The organism is Saccharopolyspora sp. NPDC050389 (genome assembly GCF_040655595.1).
Lineage (GTDB): Bacteria > Actinomycetota > Actinomycetes > Mycobacteriales > Pseudonocardiaceae > Saccharopolyspora.
The window spans coordinates 1-24789 of sequence record NZ_JBFAKG010000059.1 but is presented as its reverse complement, the minus strand read 5'-3'; the positions used below and the strand labels follow the sequence as shown (position 1 = coordinate 24789).

At 67.4% G+C, this 24789-nt stretch carries 23 protein-coding genes; 12 read left to right on the top strand and 11 right to left on the bottom strand.

Annotated features, from left to right (window positions below; all coding sequences use genetic code 11):
• The first annotated feature begins 6 nt into the window (after positions 1-6).
• The 5 genes from AB0I53_RS31935 to AB0I53_RS31915 all read left to right on the top strand — a co-directional run bounded on the left by AB0I53_RS31935 (position 7) and on the right by AB0I53_RS31915 (position 4624).
• The gene (locus AB0I53_RS31935) at positions 7-1032 is read left to right on the top strand and encodes an ABC transporter substrate-binding protein (protein ID WP_358611280.1); all 1026 of its coding nucleotides are present in this window, start codon (positions 7-9) and stop codon (positions 1030-1032) included.
• A 19-nt stretch (positions 1033-1051) separates the two neighbouring features.
• Positions 1052-1831: an ABC transporter ATP-binding protein gene (locus tag AB0I53_RS31930; protein ID WP_358611277.1), complete on the top strand. Its 780-nt coding sequence runs from the start codon at positions 1052-1054 to the stop codon at positions 1829-1831.
• Between the two features lie 48 nt (positions 1832-1879).
• Positions 1880-3529, top strand: a complete 1650-nt coding sequence (locus AB0I53_RS31925; protein ID WP_358611274.1) for a M24 family metallopeptidase — start codon at positions 1880-1882, stop codon at positions 3527-3529.
• Positions 3530-3632: 103 nt separating this feature from the next.
• A complete protein-coding gene (locus tag AB0I53_RS31920) occupies positions 3633-4094 on the top strand; it encodes a RidA family protein (protein WP_358390246.1) in 462 nt (153 codons plus the stop codon).
• Positions 4095-4393: 299 nt separating this feature from the next.
• Positions 4394-4624: a hypothetical protein gene (locus tag AB0I53_RS31915; protein WP_358611271.1), complete on the top strand. Its 231-nt coding sequence runs from the start codon at positions 4394-4396 to the stop codon at positions 4622-4624.
• Between the two features lie 333 nt (positions 4625-4957).
• Here the strand turns inward: AB0I53_RS31915 and AB0I53_RS31910 are convergent, their stop codons facing one another.
• Complete coding sequence (locus AB0I53_RS31910; protein WP_358611268.1) at positions 4958-5683, bottom strand: SDR family NAD(P)-dependent oxidoreductase; 726 nt, start codon at positions 5681-5683, stop codon at positions 4958-4960.
• A gap of 95 nt (positions 5684-5778) precedes the next feature.
• Here AB0I53_RS31910 and AB0I53_RS31905 point away from each other — a divergent pair, with 95 nt between their 5' ends.
• Positions 5779-6615 (top strand): LysR family transcriptional regulator, encoded by an 837-nt coding sequence (locus AB0I53_RS31905; RefSeq protein WP_358611265.1) that lies wholly within the window; start codon positions 5779-5781, stop codon positions 6613-6615.
• An 89-nt stretch (positions 6616-6704) separates the two neighbouring features.
• On the opposite strand, the gene AB0I53_RS31900 is transcribed toward AB0I53_RS31905, so the two are convergent.
• From AB0I53_RS31900 to AB0I53_RS31890, 3 genes are all read right to left on the bottom strand, one after another.
• Positions 6705-7997: a D-arabinono-1,4-lactone oxidase gene (locus AB0I53_RS31900; protein ID WP_358611356.1), complete on the bottom strand. Its 1293-nt coding sequence runs from the start codon at positions 7995-7997 to the stop codon at positions 6705-6707.
• A gap of 32 nt (positions 7998-8029) precedes the next feature.
• Positions 8030-9055 (bottom strand): NAD-dependent epimerase/dehydratase family protein, encoded by a 1026-nt coding sequence (locus AB0I53_RS31895; protein ID WP_358611262.1) that lies wholly within the window; start codon positions 9053-9055, stop codon positions 8030-8032.
• A gap of 83 nt (positions 9056-9138) precedes the next feature.
• Positions 9139-10272, bottom strand: a complete 1134-nt coding sequence (locus tag AB0I53_RS31890; protein ID WP_358611259.1) for a glycosyltransferase family 4 protein — start codon at positions 10270-10272, stop codon at positions 9139-9141.
• 311 nt (positions 10273-10583) lie between these two features.
• On the opposite strand from AB0I53_RS31890, the gene AB0I53_RS31885 reads away from it, so the two are divergent.
• Both AB0I53_RS31885 and AB0I53_RS31880 read left to right on the top strand, forming a co-directional pair.
• Complete coding sequence (locus tag AB0I53_RS31885) at positions 10584-12005, top strand: MFS transporter (protein WP_358611256.1); 1422 nt, start codon at positions 10584-10586, stop codon at positions 12003-12005.
• A 315-nt stretch (positions 12006-12320) separates the two neighbouring features.
• Positions 12321-13049 (top strand): alpha/beta fold hydrolase, encoded by a 729-nt coding sequence (locus AB0I53_RS31880; RefSeq protein WP_358611253.1) that lies wholly within the window; start codon positions 12321-12323, stop codon positions 13047-13049.
• Positions 13050-13224: 175 nt separating this feature from the next.
• Here AB0I53_RS31880 and AB0I53_RS31875 read toward each other — a convergent pair whose 3' ends face one another.
• The 6 genes from AB0I53_RS31875 to AB0I53_RS31850 form a co-directional block, all read right to left on the bottom strand.
• A complete protein-coding gene (locus AB0I53_RS31875; protein WP_358611250.1) occupies positions 13225-14208 on the bottom strand; it encodes a twin-arginine translocation signal domain-containing protein in 984 nt (327 codons plus the stop codon).
• Between the two features lie 27 nt (positions 14209-14235).
• Positions 14236-15504, bottom strand: coding sequence for a TRAP transporter large permease subunit (locus AB0I53_RS31870; protein ID WP_358611247.1), 1269 nt, complete (start codon positions 15502-15504; stop codon positions 14236-14238).
• A 30-nt stretch (positions 15505-15534) separates the two neighbouring features.
• Positions 15535-16188: a hypothetical protein gene (locus AB0I53_RS31865; protein ID WP_358498737.1), complete on the bottom strand. Its 654-nt coding sequence runs from the start codon at positions 16186-16188 to the stop codon at positions 15535-15537.
• Complete coding sequence (locus AB0I53_RS31860) at positions 16185-18314, bottom strand: hydantoinase/oxoprolinase family protein (RefSeq protein ID WP_358611245.1); 2130 nt, start codon at positions 18312-18314, stop codon at positions 16185-16187. Before AB0I53_RS31860 ends, AB0I53_RS31865 begins: the two co-directional genes overlap by 4 nt.
• Positions 18315-18402: 88 nt before the next feature.
• Positions 18403-20031, bottom strand: coding sequence for an FAD-dependent oxidoreductase (locus AB0I53_RS31855; protein ID WP_358611242.1), 1629 nt, complete (start codon positions 20029-20031; stop codon positions 18403-18405).
• 49 nt (positions 20032-20080) lie between these two features.
• Positions 20081-21148, bottom strand: a complete 1068-nt coding sequence (locus AB0I53_RS31850; protein ID WP_358611239.1) for a LacI family DNA-binding transcriptional regulator — start codon at positions 21146-21148, stop codon at positions 20081-20083.
• A gap of 490 nt (positions 21149-21638) precedes the next feature.
• Here AB0I53_RS31850 and AB0I53_RS31845 point away from each other — a divergent pair, with 490 nt between their 5' ends.
• Entirely contained in the window at positions 21639-21941 is a 303-nt protein-coding gene (locus AB0I53_RS31845) for a hypothetical protein (RefSeq protein ID WP_358611236.1), read from the top strand.
• Positions 21938-22081: a hypothetical protein gene (locus AB0I53_RS31840; RefSeq protein WP_358577517.1), complete on the top strand. Its 144-nt coding sequence runs from the start codon at positions 21938-21940 to the stop codon at positions 22079-22081. The genes AB0I53_RS31845 and AB0I53_RS31840 overlap by 4 nt, the downstream gene beginning before the upstream one ends.
• Before the next feature lie 283 nt (positions 22082-22364).
• Here the strand turns inward: AB0I53_RS31840 and AB0I53_RS31835 are convergent, their stop codons facing one another.
• Positions 22365-22643, bottom strand: a complete 279-nt coding sequence (locus AB0I53_RS31835; RefSeq protein WP_358611233.1) for a hypothetical protein — start codon at positions 22641-22643, stop codon at positions 22365-22367.
• Positions 22644-22832: 189 nt separating this feature from the next.
• Between AB0I53_RS31835 and AB0I53_RS31830 the strand changes: the two genes are divergently transcribed.
• Complete coding sequence (locus AB0I53_RS31830; RefSeq protein WP_358611230.1) at positions 22833-23489, top strand: response regulator transcription factor; 657 nt, start codon at positions 22833-22835, stop codon at positions 23487-23489.
• Positions 23486-24649, top strand: coding sequence for a HAMP domain-containing sensor histidine kinase (locus AB0I53_RS31825; protein WP_358611227.1), 1164 nt, complete (start codon positions 23486-23488; stop codon positions 24647-24649). The genes AB0I53_RS31830 and AB0I53_RS31825 overlap by 4 nt, the downstream gene beginning before the upstream one ends.
• The last annotated feature ends 140 nt before the right edge of the window (positions 24650-24789 follow it).

The following is a 24789-nucleotide window of genomic DNA, read 5'->3' as shown; positions in this document are numbered from 1 at the left end:
ACTCGAATGCGGAACTCCACTCGTAAGATCGCGGCGATCGTCGGGGCGGTGCTGCTCGTGGCCCTGTCGGGCTGCACGAGCGGCAGCGGAAAGAACTCGATGACCCTCATGCTCGACGTGGCGTACCTGCCAAAGCACGCTCCGTTCATCTCGGCTGTCGAGCGGGGCTTCTTCAAAGCGGAAGGCATCGACCTCACGGTCATGCCGGGGTCGGGTTCGACCAACACCGTCACCTCCGTCGACACCGGCAAGGTCGACGCCGGCTGGGCGGACTTCGGCGCCACGGTCACGAGCCAGGGCAGGGGCGCCGAAGTCAAACAGGTCAACCTCCTGCAGGCCAGGTCCGCCTATGCGGTCGTCGCCCTCGCCGGCACCGGAATCAACGGATGGGCCGATCTCCCGGGCAAGACAGTCGCCACCGAGGGCGCGGGTGCGATGACCGCGATGTGGCCGTACGCGATGAGCAAGCTGGGACTCAAGGAAGGCGATGTCAACGTCGTCCACGCCTCGAGCGGATCGAAGATCCCCGGACTGCTGGCCGGTCAGTGGGACGCCAACCTCGCCCTGTACGTCTCTGACGAGCCCGCCATCGACGCGCTCGACCGGCAGGCCGTGGTGCTGAAGTGGTCCGACCTCGGCATCGACCTCTACGGCAACGGGATCGTCGTCTCCGACGAGAAGCTCAGAACCGATCCCGAGCAGGTGCGGCGGTTCAACCGGGCGATGCAGAAGGGCTTCCTGTGGGCGTGCCAGCACCCGGCCGAGGCCGCGCAGGACTTCCAGAAAGAGGTCTCGGGCTACGAAACCAAGACCATCACCCTCGCCATCGGCGAGCAATGCGCCCTCAACTGGGGCACCGGCGAGTCGGCGAACCAATTCGGCGTCATGGACGACACCGGCGCCCAGAAAATGATCGACGTCGCCCGCCAGTTCCTCGGCCTGAACCCGGCGAGCAACCTCACCCCAGTCGACGTGTACAGCAACGCCTACCTCGAGCCGCTGCACCACAACGAGACCATCCAGGCGCCGTGACGGCCGGACGGAGAGTCACATGAACAACGAGTACGCCATCTCGGTCAACAACGTGGGGAAGACCTACCGATCCCGGGACGGCCAGCACAACACGGTGCTCAAAGGGCTGGACTTCCACGTGAAGCCGGGACAGTTCGTCTCGATCGTCGGCCAGTCGGGAAGCGGGAAAACCACGCTGCTCAAGACGATCTCCGGCCTGCAGGAGCCCACCGAGGGCGAAATCCTGGTCAAGGGGCGGCCGATCCACGACGGGATCGAGGACATCGCGATGGTGTTCCAGAGCCCCGTGCTCCTGCCGTGGCGCAACAACATCGACAACGTGCTCCTGCCGCTGGAGTTCCGCGGCACCCGCACCGACGAGTCACGCCGCTACGCCCAGGAACTGCTCGAAATGGTCGGGCTGGGCGGCAAAACCGAGCACTACTCCTACGAGCTCAGCGGCGGGATGCAGCAGCGGGTGGCCATCTGCCGTGCGCTGGTCTCCCACCCTGAGCTGCTGCTCATGGACGAGCCCTTCGGTGCACTCGACGCCATGACCCGCGACTCGATGAACTTCGAGATCCAGCGCATCTGGCAGACCACGGGGTGCAGCGTCCTGTTCGTGACACACAGCATCTCCGAGGCGGTCTGGCTCGGGGACCGAGTGGTCGTCGTCGGCGGCCGCCCCGGCCGGATCGTCGCCGACATCGCGATCGACCTCCCTCGGCCCCGGGGCAAAGAGCACCGGTACTCCGCAGCCTTCTCCGACTACACAACGGAAATCGAATCCCACATCGGAGTCATGACCGGAATCAGCTGACCGCCGCCAGCCCGGCCTCCGACCCGAAATCGACATCAGGGAATACCAATGCTGAGCCTCACCGCAGACGCCTCGCAGGTCGAACGAACCTACGGTCTCAATGCACGCAAGAGCTTGCTGTTCTCCGCGATCCGCCTCGACTCCTACCCGCTCGTCGCACCACTGATCGCACAGACCGACAACGGCCAGTACCTGCTCGTGCGCCAACAAGAGCAGGGCAACGCCCTCTCAGCCGGAGTCCCGAAGGACCAGATCAAGTTCTACGCACCCTGGGTCACGATCGACCCCCGAATCGTCGCCGACACCCCCGCCTCGGCGTCGCTGACCAGCCTGGTGCGGGAACTCGCCGACGGCGCTGCGGTGAGCCTCGCGGCCGACGTCGTCTACAGCCACTACCGCACGCTCTCCGGCTCCGTCGAACTCGTCGTCTCCGACCAGGACCCCACCCCGGTCACCGCATACGAACTCGACCTCGAGGAGGTCCTGACGAGGTTCGCGGCCTGGCGCGAGACGGGCGTCCACACCGCGCGGCGGCTGATCGAGGACGTCGCACACCTTTCGGGCCTGGCGGAGGAGTTCACCGCCGGCGAGGACAGCCGGTTCTCGGCGCTGAAGACGCTCGTCGCCGACCGCTCCCTCGACGCGCTGCTCCTCGCTGCACCGCCCAACTTCACCGAGGCGACCGGGTTCGCGCAGCCGGACGGAACAGTCGCCCTGTGGCTTGCCGGTTCGGACAGGCTGGTCGTGCTGGCACCCGACGGAGCCTCCGGGGTCTCCGCGTCTCCCGTCGGCCGGTTCCCGTCCATCGGCGCCGCCGTCCAAGCGCTGGCCCGCGGCATGCGGACCGGCGTCGAGGACGAGTGGATCAGCGTCGGTCTTGCCCGCGAGCTCGAGCGCGAGGGAGCGGAACTGATTCCGGTCTCGACAGACCTCGGCCACTGGCGGGACGTCCGCGACCACGAGGACCTCGCGTTCCAGGTCGTCGCCGCCCGGGCGAGCGTGTTCGCCATTGAGGAGGCCCTGGCCTGGGCGGAGAAGGGCCTCAACGCCGGCCGCTCGTTCTCCGAACTCGACATCAACGCCGTGTACCTCGACAAGATCGCCGAATTCCGCACGGTGAACGAGATCCCCTTCGGCATCGAGCCCTACTTCACCAACCTGCACTCGTCCAACCGGATGCTCTTCCCCGGCCCGCCCGTCGACTACCCGATCAACGACGAGACGACCTGCATCCAGCTCGACGCCGGGGTGCGCATCGTCGTCGACGGGGTCACCGTCGCCACCTCCGACATGGCCCGCTCCCTGCCCCGCACCGCGGCGGCGAAGGAGGCGTACCGCTTCTTCTTCGACGTGGTGCGCGAGGGCATCATCGGGCAGCTCAAGCCCGGCGTGGTGTGCGAGGACGTGCACGAGGGAACCTTGCGCTACCTGGCACCCCACCTGGACCGGATGATCGCGATCGGGATGCTCGGAACGGACGTCGACTTCAACGGCGAATACCGCAAGCGCAACGTCGGCCACCTCATGGGCAAGCAGGAGTCGTTCGCCAACGAACTCCGGCCTGGCTACAAGCACGTCCTTGAAGTCGGCTCGTATGGTGCCGCCGAAATCCCGTGGCGCTACGAGAACGCGGCAATCGGCACCGAGGACCTCTGGTACATCGGACGCGACCGGACCTACATCGTGAGCAAACGATGACGCCCGAACAGCCAGATCGTGCGTGCGGAGCGGGTGCAACGCGAGGCCGAGACGCGCGATCCAACCCGCATCGCTTGCCCGGCATATCGAATTGGGATGCAACATGACTGACGTGCAAGAGCGTCTCAAAGCTCTGTCCATCGAGCTCCCTGTGCTCGGTGCGCCCCGCTACGCGTATGAGGCGACCGTACGATGCGGCGATCTCCTCTATGTGTCCGGTCAAATCTCACGGACCGCCTCGGGCGAGATCCTGCAAGGCTGTCTGGGAGACGATGCGACCGTGGCTGACGGAGTGACCGCCGCGAGAACCTCCGCGCTCAATCTACTGGCGCGCATACATGACGCAGTCGGCCTCGGCAACGTACAGCAGGTACTGAAGCTCAATGCCTGGGCCACGAGTTCACGAGACTTCGTGGACCAGCCGACGGTGATCGATGGGGCTTCGCAGCTGTTGCTCGACGTTCTGGGCGACGCGGGTCGCCACGCCCGAACCGCCCTGCCGGCCCACGTGCTCCCCCAAGGCGCGCTCGTGGAACTCGACGCCACGATCGCCCTTCGCGGCTAGACCGTAAGAGGTGAGCGTCTCGACGTCTTAGTTGACGAGTGATCGCACACGAATCAGTGCTGGTCAGCACCCAATATGTTGCTCACCGCGAAAAGTCCGGGTTACCACGTGCGAGCTCAACTGGCACGCTTACATTCAAAAGTATTCAACTTGCGCCTTTGGGCAACATTCACGGGTCGCGCACGCCCTATCGCCTCGGATGACCTGGTCACGACTTGATGCCGCTGCTTAGGCTCACAGGCACTGCGTCGAATCTCCCCTTTTCGACGTCACCTCCGTCTCGATGCGAATGGAGCTCGATGATGATGATTCGAAAGCTGGCCGCGGCCGCCCTGCTCACCCTGGGGGTCGCCGCCGCCACCCAGGGCGTGGCGTCCGCAGCCACGTGGGTCCCGGCCGGGGTCTACCCGTCGAGCAGTGCCTGCGCCAGCGCGGGCAACGCGGGCTTCCCGCAGGGCCGCTGGGTCGGCTGGCGCTGCGAGAACCTGCACGACGGCCAGTACCAGCTGTGGGTGCAGCCGAAGTACTGATCCGATGCGTGGTGCGGGGGCGCGTCCGTTGTGGACGCGCCCCCGTTTCGCTGCGGTTTCCAGGGTTCTGAAGGAATCCCGCGGGGAACGCAACGCATGGTGCTGCCATGAGATCAGCGCGTTTTCTCCGCACGGCCGCGATGCTGCCCGTCGTGGTCATGCCGCCACTGGCCGCCGTGGGCCTCGCGGTGGCGAGGAGCCATCTGCAGGCCCACCCAGCCTCACGTTCCCAACGAGGAACCGCCGCACCACGGGATGCCGCACATTCGTTCGCGTCCCGCTGCGCGACACCCATACGAGGTCTTCGACAGCCCAGAGACTTCGTGGGACGTCTCACCAGGACACAATCCCGGCGTCGTCGAACAGCCCTCCGGTCGGGCCGTCGTCCGGCAGCGTGGCGAGCCGAATGGCGATCTTGGCGCCTTCTGCGGGCGTGCTGGTTCCGTGGAAGCCGTTGAGATCGGTCGCGACGTAGCCGGGGCAGGCGTTGTTGATTTTGATGTTGGTGCCGCTCAGCTCCTTGGCGTACTGGATGGTGACCGCGTTGAGGAACGTCTTCGACGGTGAGTAGGCCCCGCTGACCCCGCCGAGGTCGACGCCCGGCGTGGTCTGCAAGGTCAGGGAAGCGACGTGGCTGGACTGGTTCACGATCCGCGGGCGCTCGGAACGACGCAGGAGCGGCAGCATCGCGTTGATGACCCGGACGACGCCGATCACGTTGGTCTCCACCACCGCCCGCATGCTCTCCGGCGTGACGGTCGAGGGCTCCTCCGGCCATGCCCCAGCGATACCGGCGTTGTTGACCAGCACGTCGAGCCGCCCAGCGCGCTCCTCGATCAGTGCGGCGGCGGCCGAAACGCTCGCGTCGTCGGTCACGTCGAGAAGCACACCGAACGCGTCGACGCCGGCCGCGCGGAGCTTCGCCACGGCATCCTCCCGGCGCTGCTCGTCCCGTGCCCCGATTCCGACGCTCCAGCCCAGCGCGCCGAGCCCGGCCGCGATCTCGTATCCGATTCCCTTGTTCGCGCCGGTGACCAGCGCAATCGTCTGTTCGCTCATGCCTTTGATCGTGGCCGGGCACTGGCGGGGAACCAACACCGTCTGAGTCATGCGACGATACCCAGCTGATATGGATCGGGCGGTAGCCTGAACGGGTGGAGACGCGGGAGTTGCGGTACTTCGTTGCGGTCGCCGAGGAGTTGCACTTCGGCCGGGCCGCCCAGCGCCTGGGCATCGCCCAGCCTCCGCTGTCGCGGACGATCACTCAGCTTGAGCGACGGCTCGGAATCGCGTTGCTGGAACGCACCAGCCGCAAAGTCTCGCTCACCGAAGCCGGATCAGTGCTGCTGGCCGAAGGCCGGGCGATCCTCGGCGCGCTGGCCGCAGCCGAGCGGCGCACCCAGCGTGCCGCGACGAGTAAGCCCTCGCTCGTCCTGGCCACCAAGGCCGGCGCCTCCGGCGAACTGCTGGCAAAGTTGCTCGACGCGTACGCCGCCGAACCGGGTGCCGTCGCCGTCGACCTGCTGCTCCGCGAATCCCAGCCCCAGCAAACGCTGCATGACGGCCAGGCCGACGTGGCGCTGTTGCATCAACCCTTCGACTCGACGGCCGAACTCGACACCGAAATTCTGAACACCGAGGGACAGGTCGCCATTCTTCCCACCTCGCATCCGCTCGCTGGCAGATCCCACGTCCGGATGGCGGATGTCAGTTCACTGCCGGACCTCCCGCTTGCCCGCTGGCCCGGCCCCGACGGCGCCTATCCCGAGGGCCCCGGCGCGGAAGTACGCAACCAAACGCAGCTCTTCCAGCTGATCGCGCTCGGCCGCACCACCGTGGTCATGCCCGAATCCTGCCGCGCCAACCTGCTCGAAGACCTGGCCGCCGTGCCGGTTCTAGACGCGCCGACCGTGACGACAGTCATCGCCTGGCCTCCACACAGCCGCTCCCGAGCACTCGCCGGTCTAGTCCGCGTAGCCACACGCCTCTGAGCCTTCGCCCCCGCAGCCCCGTCCCTCCGTTCGTGGAGTTCCTGTTGTGGCACCGCAATCGCCCGCGGGGTCAGCCCGCGGTTGTGCACTCAAGCCGTGCCAGTGAGGACCTGCTCCAAGTAGGGGTTGATCAGGATGCCGTCCGGATCAAGAGATCGGCGGATCCGTTGTACGTCATGCCAGCGTGGATAGCGGGGTGCGAGGCTGCGCGCGGTCTGGGAATGCAGCTTCGCCCAGTGCGGGCGACCATCAAAGTCGCCGAGAACCCTTTCGGCGCAATGAAATATCTTGTCGTGCGGGCTGTGCGCATCGGTCGCCAAGTTGACGTAACCGGTTGGGCGCCCGTAAGCCGGACTGAGCGGGATGTCATTTCCGGGCGCTACCCGTATCTCCAGGGGCAGCGAAACCACCTCGCCGGCCGACGGCAGTGCTCGACGCAATTCTTGCAACGCCTGCCCTAACGCCTCGAGTGGCACGGCGTACTCCATCGCCACCACCCGGACGCGTTGTGGAAACGTGAAAACCCGATGGCTCACGTCGACGAACGACCGAAGCGGGCGGCGCATCAGGACTTTGGAAGCAAATGGCACGAGCGCGGCATTGCGCCGGTGGGTCCGGAGCACGCCATGCAGCCCGACATGTCCCGCCAGATAGTGATCTCGCCAGGCCTGCCACCGCGACGGGGGCCTGCGCGGCGCCGTCGTGCGCGACATGGCCCGGATGTGTACCGAGTCGCTCCACATCGGCCAGAAGAAGATCGGGTGATCAACGTTCGCGATGAGTTCGGGCAGGTGCCCGATCAGCCGGGCGAAGGGCTCCGTTCTCTCCTCAAGGCCGAGCGAAAATGCCGGTACGCAACGAAATGTGATCGTGGAGATAACCCCCAGTGCGCCCAAGCCCAGACGAGCGGCCGAGAACACGTCTGGTTCGGACGTCGCCGAGCACTCCACGAGTTCCCCGTGTCCTGTGATGAGCCGCATACTCGCGATCTGACTCGACAGGCAGCCATACCGGGTGCCCGAACCGTGCGTCCCCGTCGAGACCAGGCCGGCCGCGGTTTGAACGTTGATGGTCCCCATGTTCTCGAGCGCGAGTCCGTACCGGTCCAACTCGGCGTTGATGCGCCAGAGCGGTGCGCCGGCTTGGACCGTGACCGTCATGCCGACGGGGTCCACCGCGATGACATCGGCGTACTCGTGCAGATCAACGAGGGTGCTATCCGTGCTGACCAGCGGCGCGAAGGAGTGCCCGGATCCGGCGAGGCGCAGCGGCTGACCGGTGGCACATGCGTCTCGCACGTACTGGGCCAACTCGTCCTCACTACGCGGACTGACGCGACGGGCCGGAGTGCATCGGGCGGACCCAGCCCAGTTTGTCCACATCGATCGGGCGTCGGAGCGCTCCGCGATGCCAGTCATGGCAGGAACCTGTGCGAGGCGTAGCCGACCTGCTTGTAAATCCAACTGTAAGTCTCGGCCATTCCCTCCCGCAGCGAGACTGATGGTGCCCAGCCGAGCTGTTCGCGGATCAGCGTGTTGTCGCTGTTTCGTCCCCGCACACCTTGGGCAGCGGAAAGGTTGTAGCGCCGTTTCAGTGAGCTGCCAGCGATTTCCTGGACCAGATCGACGAGTTCGTTGATGGTGACGAGCTCGTCGCTACCCAGGTTGAGCGGCTGGTCGCAGTCGCTGCGCATGATGCGGCGAATGCCCTCGACGCAGTCGTCTATGTAGGTGAAACTCCTGGACTGCTCCCCGTCGCCCCAGATCTCGATCTTGTCGTCGTTGTTGATGACCGCAGCGGCAACTTTCCGGCAGATCGCGGCCGGGGCTTTCTCGCGTCCGCCGTCCCACGTTCCGTGCGGGCCGTAGATGTTGTGGAAGCGAGCTACCCGGGTGCGCAGGCCGAAGTCCTCAGCGAAGTGCCGGCACATGCGCTCGTCGAAGAGCTTCTCCCACCCGTAACCGTCTTCGGGCATCGCCGGATAAGCCATCTCTTCCCGCAATGGTTCGAGATCCGGGGCGACCTGGTGGGCAGCGGCGTAGACGCAGGCGGAGGAGGAGAAGAAGAATCGGTCCACGCCGGCATCGCGGCTGGCCATGAGCAGGTGCGTGTTGATCAGCACGGACAACATGCAGCGCGCCTTGTTGCCTTCGATGAAGCCGATGCCGCCCATATCGGCGGCTAGGTTGTAAACCTCGTCCATCCCGTCGACCGCCGCATGTGCCGCGTCGAGAAGCGATAAGTCGGCCACGACGTTTTCCGCGTCGGGATGCACCTGGAACCACTCGTCAACCGGTTTGCAGTCGACCACTCGTACGCGGTAGCCCTCGCTCAGCAGTCGAGCGGCCAAGTGCCCGCCGATGAAACCTCCCCCGCCAGCTACGAGGGCTGAACTCCTGTGATCACTCATGGCAACCAACTCCCTGGTCAGGATGAACATGTGTAATCGATCTGGACAAGGGCGACTGCTTCGACAGTTCGACCGGCCATCCGCAGGCCTGCCTGGCGAGTTTCGCTGGGCCGTCAGGGCACGAGAACCTCCTCGAAGCGGGTGGCTATAGGTTCGATCGCAAAAGCGCGGCGGGCGTACTGCTGTCCCGCCTCACCCATGCGCTGACGACGCGCGGAGTCAGCGAGCAGGGCGAACGCTGCCGCCACGTACTCATCCGGGTCATCTGGGTTGACTACGAGCCCCGCTCCGGTTTCCTCCAGCAGCTGCGCGGCACGATTCGTCGAAGGAATGGCAGCGAGCACCGGGCGCCCGGCGCAAAGGTAGGCCAGCACCTTCGAGGGAACCGACATCTGACCCGCTTCTGTGCTGAGCCCAGCGAGCAGCACGTCAGCTGCTGCGAACATGGACGGGACCCGGTCGTAGGGCTGGAAGTCGTACAGCCGCAGCCGACGTATTCCCAGTTGGCGCGCCCTTTCCAAGGCAAGGCGGCCAGTTCCCTCGCTGACGACGTACAAGACGCCGCTGTTCCGGGCGTCGCAGGCCTTCGCCAGCCGCACCAGCAGGTCTGCGCCGTGGCGATCGTCCAGCGTGCCGGAGTAGAGGAAGATGTGCTCTCCGGAGCTGCGGTCGGACCTCGCCGGTGCCCAGTCGTCGCTGTCGCATTCCATTTCTGAAAGCGGCGCCCAGTTCTCGATCACCGTGATGTTCTCCGACGGCACCCCGCACTGGCGAACGAAAACCGCGAACTGCTCTGCGATGGCGACAACCGCATCGCTGCTCAGCAAAGTGGCTTTCTCGCACCGTGCGGTGCGTTCCCACTCGTCGTGGTGGCCGGTCTCGCCGCTGGGTGCACGCGCGGAGTAGACATCCTGCAACCAGTACACGAACCGGATCCCCCGCTCAGCGCAGGTTTGCTGGATGTGCCGCTGAACCGGGACCGGGCTATTCCCCGAAATCACCACGTGGGGCGCGAAGTCTCTGATGAGTCCGCCGACGTCCTGCCCGTACGCGCCGGGACCCGAACCGCGGTGTCCTCGCCGAGGCATGCCGGTGATCGACAGGCGGTCGGAATCCGTTTCGCCGACCCGCAACTTCCCTTGTCCGACTGCGATCGTCGAGCAGTACACGTGGCGGACACAATGCCCTCGCCGGGCCAGTTCGCGGCTGAGTTCGGCTTGGAAGGGATGTCCCAGGTAATCGTGCACAACTATGCGTGCGGCGCGTTGACTGGTGATGATGACCTCCGGATGCCGTGCGGCCCAGGAGCGCTGCGGTCGGCGTCCTCACTTCCTACTCGGGAGCAGCGCATTGAGCCCAGTGGGTCAGGCAAAAAGTGCACGATTCTTTGCCCTTTTCCACCGGATCTCTGTCGTGCCCGACTCGCGCCGTGTTGTCTGTCTCCCCGACAGGGTCGGCCAGTGTGATGTCACGGTCAGCACCGAGGCTCGTGAGCGGATCGAGGCGCGGTGCGCGTTCGCCATCCCACGAAAATGCACGCCTGAGGACTCGGACAGCCATGATCGACGCCCGCCACCGGAATACCGCATTCCTGGTTGCCGGCTGCTTCTTCATGGAGAACCTGGACGGCACGATCGTCACCACGGCCGCCCCGAGCATCGGCGAGTCGCTCGGTGTCCCACCGACCGCAGTCGGCCTGGTGATGACGGCCTATCTGCTCACCCTCTCCGTGCTGATCCCGCTGAGCGCCTGGCTGACCAGCAGATTGGGTGTCCGGCCGGTATTCCTGGCCGCCATAGCGATCTTCACCCTGGCCTCGCTCGGTTGTGCGGCGAGCGGCAGCCTTCCGGTGCTGGTGGCCATGCGGGTGGTGCAGGGCGTCGGCGGCGCGATGATGGTGCCGGTCGGGCGAATGGTGGTGCTGTCCAGGACGGATAAATCGGACCTGTTGCGGGTGATGGCCTACATCGTGTGGCCCGGTCTGCTGGCACCGGTCGTCGCACCGCTGGCCGGCGCACTGATCACCACGTATGCGTCCTGGCAGTGGCTGTTCCTGATCAACGTGCCACTAGGTGTGTTCGCCTTTGCCGTGGCCTGGAAGCTGATCGGGGAAGCCGACAGCGGCACCGCCCGGAGGCCGCTGGACTGGCTCGGCCTGCTGCTCACCTGCGGCGGGCTCGGCGGGATCACTTATGCCGCGCACCTGATTTCGGACACGGACGCGGGCTGGCCGGTGACCGCCACTCTGACCGCGCTGTGCCTCGCCGTGCTCGCCGTTGCAGGCTGGCACCTGCTGCGCACCCCGAGCCCGTTGGTCACCCTGCACACGCTGCGCGTGCCGACCTTCCGGCTCTCCCAGTCCAGTGGGTTCCTGTTCTGGATCGTGGTCGGAGCCGCACCGTTCTTGTTTTCGCTGATGTGCCAGGAGGTGTTCGACTACAGCGCGACCAGCTCGGGCGCATTGGTGCTGTTCATCTTCGTCGGTAATCTGGCGATCAAACCGGCGACCACTCCGCTGCTCAACCGCTTCGGCTTCCGGCCGGTGCTGCTCGCCGCCACGATCACCCTCGCTCTGTGCATGACCGGTCTCGGTTTCACCACCTCGTCCACCCCGTGGCCGATGCTCGCCGGGCTGGCCCTGCTGTCCGGGGTCGCCCGCTCGGTAGGGCTGACCGCTTACGCCACGATCGGGCTCAGCGATGTCCCGCCCGAGCAGATGCGCGATGCCAACACGCTGGCCGCCACCACGCAGCAGCTGTCTACCGGGCTGGCTATCGCGGTGGCCACGGTGACCCTGCGGCTCGGCGAGCCCTTGGGTGAGCTGCTGTTCGGTGCCCGCGGCGGAGCCGCCTACACCGTGGCCTTCACCCTGCTCGGGCTGACCGCGCTGATCGCCACCGCCGGGGCGTTACGCCTCCACCCGCATGCTGGCAACGCCGTGCGCACAATCCGTCCACCGCGCCCTGCAGGTGTCGGCTGACGCAAGGATTCCCCAATTCCAGGCAAAATCGGGAACCCCTACCGCCGGACGAGGCGGCGGCACGCAGAACGAGGATGGAAAAACTCAATATTAGTCCTGTTGGACAAAAATCGACCAGGGGCTTGATCCACGCGGCAGGTGTCATTCAGTCTCGGTGCCTGATCCGCGTTTTCGACAGGGAGGTACTGCAGTGGCAGCGAGGCTCAGCGTACGACAGTCGGGCATCGCCCGGATCGCGACCACAGAAGACCTCTCCATCCTTGCCTGCACGAGGGTGGTTGCAGCGGCCGGTCCAATCCGGACCGAGGTTCACCTGTGATCACCACGTCCGACGGTGTCCGCCTTGAGGCTGTGTGGCATCAGGGCGGTGCGGATGCTGTGGTACTGGCACACGGAATCACCGCCGACCTCGGAGAGCAAGGACTGTTCCCGATTCTGGCGGATCGGCTTGCGACTGCGGGGTTCTCGGTGCTGCGGTTCTCTTTCCGTGGGCACGGCCGCAGCGAGGGCAGGCCACGCGACATGACGATCGCGGGAGAGCGGTTGGATTTGCGGGCGGCCGTGGAGTCGACGGGGCGCCCGGTGTCGGTGGTGGCGTCGAGCTTCGGCGCGGTGAGCACCACGCTCTCCTTGGGCGAATTGCCCATCGACTCGGTGGTGCTGTGGCAGCCGGTGCTCGATCTACGTCGGACTTTCCTGCAACCGGAGCTGCCGCGCGGGCGGCAGCTCTACGGCGACTCGACCTCCTTGCAGCAGCAGGGTTTCCTCGACATCGAGGGACGGTTCGAACTGGGCGCGCGGCTCTTCGAAGAGTTCGCGGAGCTCGACCCGCGAGCTGCATTTCTCGCGAGCGACATACCGGCGCTCGTCGTGCATGGCGATGCGGATGAGCACGTCTCCTACGAGGTGGCCCATGAAGTGGCAGCCCGGCGGCTGCGCACGGACTGGCACCGCGTTCAAGGCGGCGGACATGGCTTCCGGGACATGGGGAGCGAAGTCATCGACGTGACAGTGTCGTGGCTTCTCGGCCAGGCTGCCCACTAAAACAGCATTCCGCGAGTTGCACGGGGAAGCCGCCGACGCCAAGCGCTGCTGGAGTTCGTCAAGGACGACTCGTCCTTGAGACTCCGCCACGACGCGGTGACTCTGCTCGACTGGTTGGGCTGAGACATCCACGACGAATGGCCACTTCGGACGTTGCCCGCCATGCGGGCTGCAGTCAACCGCGGGCCATGGCGATAACGCCGGACAACCGCTCCCCGGCCTCGTAGATCATGTACGGCACTCCCCTGTCCGTCCCGAAGGCCGGCGCGGCCGCGCGTCCGTTTTCCGGTGCTGCGGAACGCGAATCGTAGAAGACACCAAGGTGGTCGCGCCGGTCGAAGTCGTTGCCGACCTCCGTGATGAGGATGTTGCCGCCGCTCTCCTTGTCGCTGTTGTAGACGACGTACGTGCTGCCGTTCTTGTGCAGCAAGTGCGGGCCGCCGACGTTGATCGCGCCGACCTTGGCGTGGTCGATCAGCGGCTCGCGGTCGAAGGTCCAGTTGCGGCCCTCGGGCGACCAGCCCCAGCAGATGTCGCGGTGGTTGGCGGTGGTGTTGCGCATGAAGACCATCACGTAGCGGGCACCCCGGGAGGGCAGGTGGTGGCGGAAGACCCTGGCGTAGGAGGTCTCGGTGGTGCCCGCGGGCATCATCGAGGTGGTCAGCACGGCTTTGTCATAGGTGAAGTGGATGCCGTCTTTCGAGCGTGCGAGGCGAGTCGTGTTGTTGTCGCCGTGGAAGTACAGCCACATCTCCCGGGCCTCGCGGTGCCACAGCACGTGCGGGGACGAGACGTGCTTGACGCTGTAGTGCGGCTGCCACTCGTTGGCGACGATCGGGTTGTGCGGGTACTCGGTGAACGGGCCTTCCAGCGAATCGGCGTAGGCCAGGCAGATGCCACCAGGGGCGTCGTGTGGGGCGTAGTAGAGGTAGTAGCTGCCGATCCGGTTGCTCAGCCGGTCGTGGACGCCGCGGACGCAGGGGAAGATGATTTCGCCGGTGGGGTTGTACTTGAGCTGCTCCGGCTTGAGAAGGGTACGCACGTAGCGGTAGTCGGGGAAGGCACCAGGGGCGGCGGATGCGGGCAGGGCGCCGCCAACTGCGAGTAGGGCGCCGCCCGCCGTCGCGGTGCGCAGGAAACTACGACGGTCCAGTTCCATGAAGGAGACTCCATTTCGGACGGTGGGTTAGAGGTAGGTGGCGGCGGTGACGCACAAGCCGCCGAGCGCGACGCACCACACGTAGGGCAGGGTGCGCAGCATCACCCGCTGCGGGCTGACGCCGGAGTACTGCGCCGCCCACACCGTTTGGGTGCTCGTCGGGTCGGAAACGCCGAAAACCTGATTGTACGAGGCGGTCAGGCCCAGCACGGCGACCGCCGGGTAGATGCCCGCCGCGATCAGCACACCCGCGATCCCGGCGCCGAGGCCGAAGACGTTGAGCGGCCCCCGGTACAGGCACAGCGGCACCAGCAGTGTGAAGACCAGCACGAAGACGACCGGGTGCCCCGGGGCGACGGCCCCGACCAGCGGGTTGAGCGCGTCGATCGCGCCGGGCAGTTTGACCGCCGCAAGCAGGATGCCGATGGCGACGAACAGCACGATGGGTGGAGCAGCGACCTCGAAGGCGGCATAGAGCGTGCGCAGCATCCGCTGGTTCATCTCGGCTGGCCTTGTCGTCGTGATCAGCGCGTAGAGCACACCAGCGAGCATCGACGGGATGATCGCGAGGTCGAAGCCGAGCGCCAGGACCAGCGGGATGGCAGGGGCGAGTAGCGCGTACCAGGGCGCGTCGCCCATGCGGCGGGCGCGCCCGCGCCCACGGCGCTCCGGCCGGGCCACGCCCGAGGTCAGCGACCAGGAGTGCTCCACCCCCTTGCGCCGGGTCTCCACGAGCACGAACAGAACTGCGAATAGCAGGGCGAAGGGGAACAGCTTGACCATGAAGCCGCGCACGGTGTCGATCGGCAGTTCCAGGGCGGTGGAGAAGAACTGCCAGACTGGCAGCTCGAACGGCACGCCGACGGCGATCCCCATGAGGATGGTCCCGGCCGCGGTCGTCTTGGGCACCCCTACGGCGATCATCGCGGGGATGCCGACGATGCCCGCCATCATCGCGGCGGGAGCCGAGCCGGTGACCGTACCGACGAGCGCGGAGACGGCCAGCACTCCGAGCGCGACGATGGTCGGGTGGTCGCCGCCGAACTCGACGATCTTGCGGACGAGCGTCGCGGCAATGCCGGTTTCCTCCATGAGCTTGCCCAGCCACGAGCCGATCAGCACGGCGAGCATGGTGGAGGCCAGCGCCACCGAGCCCTTCTGGAACACGGTGTCGATGATGCTGCCCTCGCCGGTGAACGGGGCGCCCGCGGCGATCGCGATGCCCACCCCGAGCAGGACGAGAGCGAAAGCGGTGGGCAGCTTGCGGGCGAGCATCAGCCCTACGCCGGCAAGCATGAGCACAAGGATGACGACTCCCATTGGGCCTCAGTCCTCTCCGAGGGCCAGGACCGCGCCGGTCAGCGCGGCGGTGAGCAGGATCGGGGTCCGGCCCAGACCGACGGCGGCGCCGGCGTACCCGTGCGCGGCGACCTCATCGGCACCCGCGACGTGGCCGAGGATGCGGAAGCGGCCGAGGCGCAGGGAGATGTGCCCCAGGCGGTGGCGAAGCGCTCGGCGGACTGCAGTGTCGTGCAGGCGCGCGTGCGCCTCTTCGTGGGCCAGCGCGGTCGCGCGCAACGAGCCGGGCGGAAACCACGCCTGCCAACCGAGGAACACGACCAGTTCCTCGCCGAGGGCGAGCGCGTCGACGTAAAGCTCCACAGTGGACACTGGCCGGGACCGGTAGCGGGCCATCAGCCGACGGTCCAGCCCGCCGTCGCGCTCGATCACCCTCGGCGGGTCGTCGAGCCCGGCGCCGGAGCGGGCGAGTTCGGCACCGAACCCGGTGGACACCTCCGCCCAGCGGGCCAGCATTGCCGAGTCGCGCGCCTCGTGGGTGGGAGTGCCGGCCAGCAGCCGGGCGGCGAGTTCGGCGTCGGTGAGCGCTGCCAGCCGCTCGCACTCCGCGGCCAGCGAATCCCGGCGTGCGGCGGACAGATCGGCCAGGTGCGAGCCGCGGGGCGCGGTTCGGGCGGTCATGAGCGTACCTCCAGCACCGCCACCACCGGCTCGTCAGCCGTGCGCGAGCGCAGCTCGCTGCGGGCCAGGGCCAGCAGCGGCCCCGCCTCGAGCACGCCGGAGAGATCGGCGATCCGCGAGCCGAGCAGCAGACGCAGCGACGGCGCTCGGACACCGCCATCCCCGTAGGTCGTGGTCTCGCGGATCAGCTCCGCCAGCAGCTCCGGCGCCTGCCCCACGGTAGTCGTGGCAACACGGGCGTTGGCGGCGTGCAGGCGCACGACGCCGTCGGCGTCGAGGACGCGCACTGGGTGGTGCGGTTTGCGGAAGCGGCGACGTTGCAAGGTTCCGTAGACGGTGTGGGCGTCGGTGGCGGCAAGCACCTCGACCTTCTGCGGATCAGCCTTGAGGCTGGCCGCGGCGACGGAGAGGAGTTCGCTGTCGTCGGCGCGGCGGGCGCGGTCCTGAGTGCGCAGTTCGGTGGCGCCGGTGGCGATGGCCCGCACGGTGCTGGTCTGCGGGTCGACGGTCACTTCCACTTCGACCGCGCCGGGTGCGGCCCCCTGCGCGACGACGGCCGCTTCGGCTTCGTTGCGCACGCCGAGGATGTGTTCCTGGGTGGCGCCGGGGATGATCCGTTCGATCTGCTCCCGGACCAGCGCGAGAGCCACACCGACCGGGCTGATCACTTCGTTGTGCTTGGCGATCCGGCCGGTCAGCCCGGTGCTGGCAGCCAGGTGCGGGGTGACGGCGGCCGCGCCCCCTCCCCCACCGACGAGGACGGCGGTGTCGCGGTCGAGGCGGTAGTCGCGGACCACCGCGTCCACGACGGTTTGAACCTGCTTTACCCCCGCATCCAGGACCCGCATCGCGGCACCCGCCACGTCGGTGTCCAGTGCCTCGGCAAGCGGTGCCAACGCAGTGTGAGCCACCTCCGGTTCGCACGCGGCGAAGTCGCCTTCTGGGACCCGGCCCAGCGCGTTGGCCGCGCAGGTCATGGTGATGGCGAAGCGGCCGCCCGCGGTTTCGAGGACCACGTAGTCGCCCGGGTCGCCGTCCAACGGGCTGATGGCGACGAGCTTCGCGTCCCGCAAATCCTCTGGAGTCGCATAGCAGGCGTACGGCAACCCGGCGATGTGGGCGCTGCGCGGCCCGACCGCGCGCACCCCGCCACCGGCGAGCCGCACCATCGAGCCGCCGCCGACACCGACGGTGCGGACGTCCAATGCGGACAGGTACGAGGATTTGCCCAGGATGGTGGCGTGCCGGACCGCGACTTTGCCGCGGCGGATGACGCTGATGTCGGTGGAGGTGCCACCCGTTTCCAGGAACACGCCATCGCTGACCCGCTCCTGCATCAGAGCACCAGCCACTCCGGCGGCGGGGCCCGAGAGCACGGTCAGCAGCGGACGCCGCCGCATCTCCTCCAGCGACATCACCCCGCCATCGCAACGCATCACCATCAGCGGAGCGGTCATACCGGACGCGGCGATGCTCGAGTCGACCAGGTCCGCGGTGGCCAGCATCTTCGGCAGGATGGCCGCGTTGACCACAGCGGTGCGGGTGCGCTTGCGCAGCCCGTACAGCGACGTGATCTCGTTCGCGGCGGTCATGGGCAGCCCGTAGGAGCCCGCGACCGCCAGCACCGCCTGTTCGCCGTCGGGCAGGTCGACGCTGAACGGCTCGGTGGCGACCAGCACTTCGGCTCCGGCGGCGGTGACCTGCTCGACGGCGGCGCGGACCCCCGCGGGATCGTCGGGATCCCGGACGTGCGCGTAGTGCAACGGCAGCCGTTTACCCGGGGTGAGTTCGAGGTTTCCGAGGGCGGCGAGGCGCTTGGTGGAGACCGCGCCCGGGCCGGTGCCGATGCCGAGCAGCCCGACCGGGGCCACATCGCCCTCGAGCAGGGCGTTAGTCGCCTGAGTGGTGCCGTGCGCGAGAAAAGCGACGTCCTCGGGGACGCAGCCGACGTCTTCGAGCAGCCGATTCAGCGCCGCCACGATGCCGTGCGCGACGCCGTCGGGATGGTGGTGGGTGGTGGGGACCTTGACCTGGGCGACGAGCGCCAGCGTGGCCGAGTCGACCGCCACGGCGTCGGTGAAGGTTCCACCCACATCGATGCCGACGCGGATGCGGTGCCGGGTCATAGGGACACCTCCTTGTGTCGTACGCAGGTCGAGCGAATGACGCGGGTGGGGTGCTTCCGGGCGAAAAGAACTGTCCCGACCGGTCTTTTCAGTAGCCGCGGACGTCGGGCCAGTGACGCTGGACACCTGCCCTGTCGAGCACGCGGGCGAACTCCTCGAACCTCTTCTCCTCCTCCTGCACCTGGTGCGGCCGCACGCCCTCGTCCAGGCAGTGCGCGGCGAGCGCGCCCGCGACCTCGCCGACGTTCCACTCCACGGGGTGCAGGCGGTAGCAGCCGTTGGTGATGTGGGTGGTGCCGATGTTCTTGCCAGCAGGCAACAAATTGCGGATGCGGCGCGGCAGCAACGCACCCAGCGGAATCTCGAACGGCACCGACCCGATGTCGATGTAGTTGTCGCCGCCGGTGGACGGGTGCAGGTCGATGCGGTAGCCACCGATACCGACGGAGTCGGCGTGGCGGGTGCCGCCGTAGGGGCCGACCAGCTCGATGGCGACGTCGCGCTCGGTAACGGTGGTGACGGCCTTGATCCGGCGGGATTCGCGGATGTAGGCGGCCTTGGCCAGACCGTCTGCGGTGCCGGTGACGTCGGGCCGGAGCTTCAGGCCGGGGAAACCCGTTCCCCCGTCTGGACGCGGCGCCTCGGTCTGCAACCAGTACAGGACGGAAAGGGACAACTGGCGGGCGTCGGCGAGCGCCTGCCGGGCGGTCTCCTCGCCGGCCCCGAGCAGCGGCTTGAGCCAGTAGTCGTTGAGCGGCCAGTTGACCAGGGTGATGTCGGAGTCGAAGGCCCCGGGCCGGTGCAAGTTGCGGGCGAGGATACGCCGGAATGCCCAGAGCTCCTTGTCGCCCGCGTCCGCGCTCTGGTCGGCGTCGACGTCGAGCGGATCATCGTCCGGGTTCGGCTGGAACGTGCGCGGCACGGCTTCGAGGGTGCGCGGGTCCGGGGCGAGGAAGCCGATCAGCGGACCGGGCCAGAAGTCCGGCCGGTAGGAGCGCCAGAATTCGTAGTTGGCGGGCCGGTCGATGGTGTGGTCCTCGCCGTCATAGTGCGAGAGCGCGAAGCAGACGGTGATGCCCTGCTGGTTGAGGGGATCGGCGATCTCGGGGGCGTGCGGCTCGGCGTGTTCGCTGCGCGCCTCGGCGCCGATCGCGTGCTCGACACCGGCCAGCTCCAGCAGATCGCCTGTCTCGGTGGCGTCGATGATGTACGGTGCCGCGATGGTCTGGCGGGTGCCGTCACGGACGTCCTCGACGGTGACTGCCCGGACCACATCGCCTTCGGTCTCGGCGGCGACGGGCCGGTGCTCGGTGAGCACGGTCAGCCGCCCGGCGGCGCGGTGCGGCGCGAGCATCGCCTCGATCACGGCGAGCGCGACACGCGGCTCGTGGCAGAGCTTGCTGACCCGCCCGGCGCCGGGGTTGAGGCGCACCAGGTCTCTGGCCTGCGCCCGCAGCGGGTACCACTGGCGGTAGTGGGCGCGGATGCCCTCGCGCAGCGCCCGGTAGGAGGCGGTGACGCCGAACTGCTCGACCCACGGGTGTTCGTCGGGCGGCACGGCCTGGGCGGTGAGCTGGCCACCGACCCAGTCGGTCTCCTCGGTCAGAACGGCAGTCCGCCCTGCCCGGCAGGCGGCCAGGGCGGCAGCCACACCGCCGAGTCCGCCGCCCACGATCAGGACTTCGGTCTCCGCAGGGGTAGCGATGGGAGTGGGCATGTAGTGCTGCCTCCTCGGGCACGTGTGATGTGTCGGATGTGGTTGCGGCTCAAGGCCGCACGGTCGCCCGGCCGGCCGTGCGACCCGGGCGGAAGGTGCAGGCCACCCGGGGCTCGGCGGCCTCCTCGCCGGCTAGCAGCGCGGTGGCCATCCGAACCGCGGCCGATCCGAGCTCAGCGCGGGGAACGTCGAAGCCGGTGGGCTGCGGTCGTCCGGCGAGGTCGGCCGGAGGAGAACCGAGCAGTGCCAGGGAGACCTCGCCCGGCACGTCGAGCCCGGCGCCCTCGACGGCCGCGAGCAATTGCCGCCACGCGGCGCCCGTGTCCGTCTCCTCGGCGACGAACGCGGTGACTCCCTCGGCAATCCGGGCTCGCGCCCAGGTCGGCGTGATGTCGGCACCGGGCCGGGCGGTGCGCACGACCGCGCCGGCCGAACCGCCCAGCTCGGCGAGCGCCATGCGGAATCCGCGCTCGCGATCGGCGGAGGCTGGAGCGTCATCGTCCTCGCGGACCAGCACGATCCGCCGGTGCCCGAGACCGGCCAGGTGGCGCACGACCTCGACGCTGGCGCTGACGTAGTCGACACCCACCCAAGCCAGGCCCTCGAGCTCGTCACGGCGTCCGATGTGCACGGCCGGGTAGTCGTCCTCCACCAAGCGGCGCAGTTCGCCTTCCGGGATGTGCCGACCGAGAAACAGGCAACCGTCGGCCATCCGCACCCGTTGCAGCACGCCGGGCGCGACGGCTTGCGCGGCTCCCGAACTGGAGCCGGTGAACAGCACCAGGTCGTAGCCGCGGGCTACTGCCTCCCGCTCGACGCCGACCAAGATCGGGTAGTACGAGTGCTCGACGTCGACCGGGAAGGTCGCGGTGAAGCTGAAGACGCCGAGCAGGTTGTTACGAGCCCTGGCCATCCGCCGGGCTGCCGGGTCGGGCACGTAACCGAGTTCGCGGGCGGCGGCGAGCACCCGGGCCCGGGTGTCCTTGTGCAGCGCGATGCCCTGCTTGTTGCCGCCGAGCACCAACGACACCGTCGTCTGCGACACCCCGGCCAGTCGGGCGACCTCCGCCTGCCTCGGCCTTCCCCTGCGCCCTGGTGTGGATGCCTTTTCCGCCATGGTTGCTCCCGAGTAATACGCATTAGCCGTTGACTGCGTCGAACGATCTGGCTGTGAATGCGGATTAGCGAGCACATTGCGCCAAGTTTCCGGCACCGTCAAGAGCTGTCGACGGCTAATATCCAGCTAATTTCGGGAATTCCGGTGGGCGGCGGTCCGATGCGGTCAGGTGGTCGCGGGCTGAGCAGCTGGAGCTGGACGTGCGCGGACCCGCGGACGCGGGACATCCTCAACCGCCGCAAGCGATCGGCGTTGGGGCTGATCAGGTTGCAAGGCACGGCCTTGAGTTCCACCACAGCCACACCCCGGCGTGTTCTGTGCACGGCGGATTCAGCGTGCGGACGCGCGGCCGATACGGATGGCATAGGTATGCGAGGGCACTGACCGTTGCCCATGGGGGCGATGCTATTCGGAATCTCGCGTTGGTGCAGCAAGGTTCGTGGCATTAGGACTACGGTGATTCGTCCCCGATTCGATGAGGTGTCTGCCGATGCGTCCCCCGCTTCCGCTGCCCATCGGCGACGGTGAGTCCCATGTGCCCGGGATCCTGCTGGTGCGCACCGCCAGCGACGACGACGTCTGGGAAGACGTGCTCTGGCGCATGGGCGAGCTACCTGGCATGCACCGGTCCGGTGAAGGAGGTGCAGCCGATGCGGTGGCGCGGGAGTCGATTCCCCGGCGCCTGATCGTGGCGGAGGATCCCGCGTGGCGGGGCGCCACGTCCGCGGATGTCTCCGCGGCCCTGGAGCGGCCCGGGATCTGGGCGCCCGACCTGGGCACCGCGTCCTGGTGATCCCTCTGAGAGACCAGGTCGGGTTCGCCTTCCGGGTGCACCCCGAGGTCGTGGGGATCATGGTGGTCAACCTGGCGCTGGGCAACCAGGACATCGACGACTGGCGGAGACGAAGCGACTGGCGGAACGACGAAGCGTAGGCCGCCGAAGGAGGGCCGTGCCACCGGGACGTCGGTTGGTGAGCGGTGAGACCGCCTCTTCGGGGCGGGACGCGGCGGGCTGTGCTCGGGCAGATACAGCCGACTCCACCAGGGACTCCGACGTGGTGCACGCCCTGGTGCACCACGGTGGCGAAGGGGCCAGGTCGGCGATGCCGCTGCGGGGTTACCCACGGACCGGGTCGGATCAGCTTGCCGCGATGAGCCGGATGAGTTGTTGCCGGGCGGTCGGGGTCCGCCCGGCAACAACTGACCTATCCGCGTGTCATGCCGCCGGCAGGGGCGGAACGCCCGGCTCTCCGGCGGGCACGCAGTCGATGGGGTCGCCGGCCGGAACACCCGGCTCACCGGCGGGGTCGCCGGCGGGGATGCCGGCAGTGGGCAGCGTCGGTGCCGGCACGCCGTCCGGCGTGCAGGTGATGGGCAGGGTCGGCGCGGGGCTCTCAGTAGCGCCTTCGGCGAGAGCGGCTGCGGACGTGGTGACGAGACCGGCAACGGCCAGGCCGGCCAGCGTGAGTGACTGCACGATTCGAATTGCCTTCATCTGAAAATCTCCGAATGTGTTGCGGTTTATTCCGAATGTCCATCGGAACGAGGACCAGAGTGTCCGATCTGGCGTCAGTGGAGCGTCAGGCAGCGCCTTATCTTTTCTTTAGAGCGGAAAGTGCAGACCGTGTTGCCCGTATGTACTTTTCGCTCGCCGAGGGCGCGCGCGGTGGGATATAGAAGCACTATGCGCGTGCTGGTGGCCGAGGACGAGAAAATGATGGCGGACGCGGTGGGTGAGGGTTTGCGGGATAGCGGGCTCGCCGTGGACGTCGTCTATGACGGTGCCGCCGCGCTTGATCGATGCGTCAGCACCGACTACGACGTCGTTGTACTCGACCGCGGACTACCACTGGTGCACGGCGACGAAGTATGCCGCTCGCTCATCGCGGAGCGTCGCGAGACACGAATCCTGCTGCTCACCGCTGCGTCCGCGGTCGCCGACCGAGTCGCCGGACTCGAACTGGGTGCGGATGACTATCTGCCCAAACCGTTCGCCTTCACCGAACTCGTCGCCAGGGTGCGCTCGCTGGGACGGCGAAGCAGGCCGGCTGTACCGCCGATACTGCAACGCGCAGGCATCGCCTTGGACCCGGCAAGGCACCGGGTCACGCGTCACGAGCACCCGGTTTCCCTGAGCAAGAAGGAATTCACCGTCCTCGAAGAGTTGCTACGTGCGGATGGCGCGGTCGTTTCGGCTGAGAAACTGTTGGAAACGGCATGGGACGAGAACATCGATCCCTTTACCAACGTCGTGCGCGTAACCATGGCAACACTGCGGCGCAAGCTGGGCGACCCGTCACCTGTCGAGACCGTTTCCGGTGTTGGGTACCGGATCCCGTGAAACGCTGGCCGCTGCGGGTCAAGCTGACCCTCGCGTACGTGATGCTGACAGCGGTCACGGGCGCGATACTGCTCGGCCTGATCCTGCTGATGACGCAGCCGGTAATCCCGGTGGGTACCGTGAGCGAACCCCCGGTTCCTGCCTCGTCGCCATCGGATGTCGCCCCTGAGCTTCCGGTGACGCCGGCTGACCCAGGAGACCCGGAACTCGTCGACGCTGGAGACCCGGAACTCGTCGACGTTGCAGGCACCGTGACCTATTCGTCCGTACTCGAAAGCGGTGTCGTCGCCCTGGTGGTCGTCATGGCGGTGGCCGCTGTCCTCGGGTGGTTGACGGCCCGGCGTGCGCTGCGCCCGATCCGGTCCATCACGAGCGCAGCTCAACGGGCCGCTGACCAGGAGTTGAGCACCCGCATCTGGCTATCCGGGCCCAACGACGAGATCAAGGAACTCGCCGATGCCTTCGACCACATGCTGGCGCGGCTGGAACGATCGTTCGCCAGCCAGCGCAGATTCCTCGCGAACGCCGCTCACGAGCTGAAAACCCCCGTAGCGGCGCAGCGAGCGGTCACCGAGGTGGCGATGACCCGATCTGACGCCGGAATCGGGACCAAGGAATTGGGCCGCAAACTCCTCGCCAGCCTGGACCATCAACAGCGCGTACTCACCGGCCTGTTCGCGTTGGCCCAGAACGCTGAAACCGTCGAGAGGAAAGACACTGTCAACCTGGCCAGCCTCACCGACGACATCCTGCACGAGCGAATCGCCCGTAACGACGAACAGATCAAGCCCACCTCGGAACTCGACGTGGCCAAGGTCCGTGGTGACGCCGCCCTGCTCGAGCAACTGATCCGCAACCTCATCGACAACGCTTTCGTCCACAATGAACCCTGCGGCTGGGTATCAGTACGCACCATCGGCACGACGACCGAATCCGTCCTAGAAATCGCGAACGGCGGCAACCACATCGACACCACCAAGGCCGGCCAGTTGTTCGAACCGTTCAGGCGGTTGTGCTTCAACAGGGCAGACCCACCCCCGGGCAGCGGCCTCGGCCTCTCGGTAGTGCGAGCGATCGCCGAAGCACATGGCGGTTCCGTCACTGCTCGGCCACGTGACGAGGGCGGGCTCGTGGTCCGGGTTTGCTTGCCGGCTGCATGACACATCTGCGCGATGGAGGACCCAGTTGTCGCGGGCGGGTGAATCCTGGCTCTGGCACGGTTTCCGTGATGGACCCGGGCGTTGCCCGCTGGCCACATAGTTGATCATGTACTCGGTGTGCTGATCTTGGAGTGCTCGGG